This window comes from Corynebacterium phocae, from assembly GCF_008693075.1.
Classification (GTDB): Bacteria; Actinomycetota; Actinomycetes; order Mycobacteriales; family Mycobacteriaceae; genus Corynebacterium; species Corynebacterium phocae.
In genome coordinates this window covers 1-796 of sequence record NZ_VXKJ01000015.1, presented here as the reverse complement: position 1 = coordinate 796, position 796 = coordinate 1, and the positions used below count along the sequence as shown (strand labels likewise).

1 pseudogene is annotated in these 796 nt (G+C 56.7%); it reads left to right on the top strand.

Going from position 1 to position 796, the window contains the following annotated elements:
- Window positions 1–586: 586 nt before the first annotated feature.
- A pseudogene (locus tag F4V58_RS01030) lies at window positions 587–796 on the top strand (MFS transporter); the annotation flags it as partial.

Here is a 796-nt window from a genome sequence, read left to right as displayed (position 1 = left end):
AGCAACCAGCACACCGCAGCCAAACCAGCCCAAAAACTGATCCACCAAGTGGATCAATTTTCGCGCCAATCTGGATCACTTCTAGGAGACCACATACAAAAGTCATACTTGCCGGCCTCAAGCGGCTGCAGGGTGGGGTGATGGCAGTAAACGCACGCCAAGGGGCACCCCGGCCAATCCGTGGCGGAAAAGAGGATGATTCCCCGCCACGGCGTGCTGGGCTTAGAATTTTCCCTCAGCGAGATCCTTCTACGCAGCCTTTGCCAATTCTGCTTCCCCAAGCAGCCGCTTGAGGCGGACGTTTTCTCATCCTGTACGCTTTAAGCTCCCGCACTGCGGCACGCGACATGGTGCTGTATCCCCACGCCAGCGGCTCACCGTTGCCTCCGAGAACTGAAGCTCACTTCCAGATTTCTGCGTTAGTCTTTCCTGTTTCGGAAAGGTTGGCTGCCTTCTCCAGACGCCGGGCAATCTGCTCCGAGGTGTGCTTTTTAAACTTCTCCGAAGCACCATTCTCCTTGTATTCAAGATCTACTATGGCACACGCTCAAGTTTACCGGCCCCAATATCCCAGCCCACACCAGCGGTGCCCGATTTTGCCTTTGGGCTGTGCATGGTACTGTGCATCGTGCTGTTTAATACCGCCAAGCAGCAAAGCTCACCAGATTCCATGGTGGGCGATATCGTGGCCACCGAACGCACCATCGCACTAGGCGGCGAGGTCCCCGGGTTCCTGCTAGGCGGTGCCATTGCTACCGTCATCTCCGTGCAATATTCCATGGCCGCGGCCGTGGTG